The 2,659-nt window shown below is 54.4% G+C and carries 4 protein-coding genes and 1 pseudogene; all 5 read left to right on the top strand.

The window, feature by feature from the left end; all coding sequences use genetic code 11:
- Positions 1 to 152: 152 nt before the first annotated feature.
- Positions 153 to 356, top strand: a pseudogene (locus tag JCM25146_RS25095) (MBG domain-containing protein); the annotation flags it as partial.
- Between the two features lie 30 nt (positions 357 to 386).
- Positions 387 to 851 carry an MBG domain-containing protein gene (locus JCM25146_RS25090; RefSeq protein ID WP_408734928.1) on the top strand — a complete coding sequence of 155 codons (465 nt, stop codon included), beginning with the start codon at positions 387 to 389 and terminating at the stop codon, positions 849 to 851.
- Positions 851 to 1,618 carry a POTRA domain-containing protein gene (locus tag JCM25146_RS15735; RefSeq protein ID WP_025829233.1) on the top strand — a complete coding sequence of 256 codons (768 nt, stop codon included), beginning with the start codon at positions 851 to 853 and terminating at the stop codon, positions 1,616 to 1,618. Before JCM25146_RS25090 ends, JCM25146_RS15735 begins: the two co-directional genes overlap by 1 nt.
- The gene (locus JCM25146_RS25085; RefSeq protein WP_369347538.1) at positions 1,528 to 1,812 is read left to right on the top strand and encodes a hypothetical protein; all 285 of its coding nucleotides are present in this window, start codon (positions 1,528 to 1,530) and stop codon (positions 1,810 to 1,812) included. Before JCM25146_RS15735 ends, JCM25146_RS25085 begins: the two co-directional genes overlap by 91 nt.
- Positions 1,784 to 2,635, top strand: coding sequence for a ShlB/FhaC/HecB family hemolysin secretion/activation protein (locus tag JCM25146_RS15730; protein ID WP_148299131.1), 852 nt, complete (start codon positions 1,784 to 1,786; stop codon positions 2,633 to 2,635). The genes JCM25146_RS25085 and JCM25146_RS15730 overlap by 29 nt, the downstream gene beginning before the upstream one ends.
- Positions 2,636 to 2,659 lie beyond the last annotated feature (24 nt).

Here is a 2,659-nt window from a genome sequence, read left to right as displayed (position 1 = left end):
GACATGACCTGGTCCGGCTCAGCACTGGCTAACAGCGGTGTTGGTTCATCCTATAACATGTATGGCACCACCTATGCCCTTGATGGATATCAGGTCACCTACACTGACCAGGCAGTAATTTAGCTGTCACCCCAGCATCATTAACCGTAACGCTCGATAATCAGTCAGGTACTTACGGGCAGATACCAACCCTGAACCAGTCAGGATATCGTGTCAGTGGGCTTGTTAATGGAGATACATTTTCCAGCATGTCACTCTCTACAAACGCTAGCAGAAACAGTAATGTTGGAGAGTATTATATACATGGCTCAATCACCGGGGATGACCTGAAAAACTACACCGTATCTTATCAAAACTCTGTTTATACAGTTAAACCAGCGTCTCTTATTATAACAGCCAGAAACCAGTCAGAGACATACGGTAATATTCCCACTCTCGATAAATCTGCTTATGTTGTAACAGGACTTGTTAATGGAGATACGGTCTCAAGCGTTGTTCTATCAACCAATGCCAAATCCAGTAGCGCTGCCGGAAATTATGTAATTTTTGTTTCTTCCGCAAATGGTTACGGATTGAAAAATTATACTATAAAATACATTTCAGCTGTGCTTGATATTTTATCACAGAAAAAACAGGCAGGCAGTCCGATACAAAAGGAAATAATATTCTGGCCACAAATGAGCACGTTCGGGGGAAGTATAGACCCTTGTCACAACCCCCGAACTTTTCTCGTAAACTGCCTGAAAAGCAGGAATATACATTCTTTGTCACCGACAACCAGTCAAACGAGTCCATACCGAATTAAGTATCCCACTCTCTCTTACAGTAACCGCCTGAAAGACACGTTCTGATGCGCCGCATTCTTTTTGCTGGCGGCGCGTTCGCCGTCGTCGTTTTTGCCCTTTCCCCTCGCGTGGCGCACGCTCAGGCCTATAGCCGCCTTGCTCCGCGCGAGCCTGCGGCGGCCCCGGCCCCTAACGATCTGAGCCTGCCGGGTAAAGAGGCCCCGCCACTGCCGCAGTCCAATACGGTCGTTATCCCGGTCCTCAAGGGGCTGGTATTCATTCCCGACAGCGCCGCCCTCAAGGCTGCGGGCCTGCCCTCTGGCACCAAAGGTGTGCAGCATGCGGGTCTCCCCCTGCTCGATCAGACGGCTTTCGGACATGAGATGGCCGCCTATCTCGGCAAGCGCCTGCGTATGACGGATCTGAACACCATCGCGGCAAAGGTCAGCGCGCTCTACAAGGCCGATGGGCATCCGTTTGTGTATGTCTCTATCCCACCGCAGAACATCAGCAATGGTGTAGTCCAGATTGTCGTCACGGAATACCGGCTGGGCACGGTCAAAACCGCCGGGAACCACTGGTTTTCCAATAAACTGCTCCAGCAGGAAAGCGGGCTCACACCCGGTCAGACCCTCAGCCTGTCAAACGTACAGGCCGGGCTCGGCTGGCTCAACAGTAACCCGTTCCGCACCGTCGATGCCCTATTCGCCCCCGGTACGACGCAGGCACCACCGATGTTACCCTGCAGACAAAAGACCGCCTGCCCCTGCACGTCTATGGTTCCTACGACAATGCGGGGGTACCTGCGCTTGGCTCTTCCGAATGGGCGGTAGGCGGCACATGGGGCAACGTGGCCGGACTGGGGCAGATCCTCTCCTACCAGTTCACCCACAGTGTCAGCGACCGCTACAGCGGCCATGCCCTGAGTTGGACAGCTCCCCTGCCCTGGCATGACCGTATCCAGGTCTTTGGCTCCTATGCATGGGGAAAAACCCGATATGCGCTCGAGCAGTGCCTATCTGGGTGAAACAGGCCATAGCGGACAGGCCAGCATACGCTATATCCACGACCTGCCCGCCCTGACCTTTGGTCCGCATACCCGCATGACTGAAGACGTGCAGGTCGGTTTTGACTTCAAAACCACCAACAACACCCTCGAGTTTGGTGGGCTACGCGTGTTCGACAGTCTGGCCGAGGTCGATCAGTTTCCCATCATCTACAATGCCTTACTGAACGACCCGTATGGCCAGACTACGTTCCAGAACCAGCTCGTATTCAGTCCCGGCGGCATGAGCGGGGCCAACCGTCGCCGCAATTTTCAAACTCTCGTTCCTGGGGCCAGTGACCAGTATGTGTATGACACAATGAGCCTCAGCCGCACGACCTGGCTGCCAGAGGGTCTGTCATGGATTTTGCAGGCGACGGGTCAGCTCGCCAGCACGAACCTGATGTATAATAACCAGCTTGGCCTAGGTGGGCTCTACACCGCACGCGGTTACTTTACCGATACCGCACTAGGCAGCGAGGGGGTGAGTGTCACCAACGAAATCCGCTCACCGGCTTTCAGCCTCTCCAGGTTCATCGCCCCCAACCTGCCCGTGCATGATACGGAACAGGTCGGACTGTTCTACGATTACGGCCATGTCTCGCAGGTGAACCCTATCGCCCAGTCCGTAAACGAAGCCGACCTCTCCAGCATCGGTCTGGACCTGCATAGTGCTGTGGATCGCTATGTCAGCCTCGTCTTCAATGTCGGCTGGCGCCTGCACGGCGTCTCCGCAATCCGCGAGCAGAACGGCTTCGGTAACAAAGGAGGATTCGGAACACTCTCTCTTACTGTGGGGTATTGAAGGGCCTCGCAGTAGAGGGGAGAG

This window comes from Acetobacter okinawensis JCM 25146 (genome assembly GCF_000613865.1).
Classification (GTDB): domain Bacteria; phylum Pseudomonadota; class Alphaproteobacteria; order Acetobacterales; family Acetobacteraceae; genus Acetobacter; species Acetobacter okinawensis.
This window is presented reverse-complemented; position numbering and strand designations above follow the sequence as displayed.

Excerpts from the sequence above, each read along its gene's own strand:
- JCM25146_RS15730 (WP_148299131.1), top strand. The coding sequence starts at position 1,784 with ATGCGCTCGAGCAGTGCCTATCTGGGTGAAACAGGCCATAGCGGACAG.
- JCM25146_RS15735 (WP_025829233.1), top strand. The coding sequence starts at position 851 with ATGCGCCGCATTCTTTTTGCTGGCGGCGCGTTCGCCGTCGTCGTTTTT.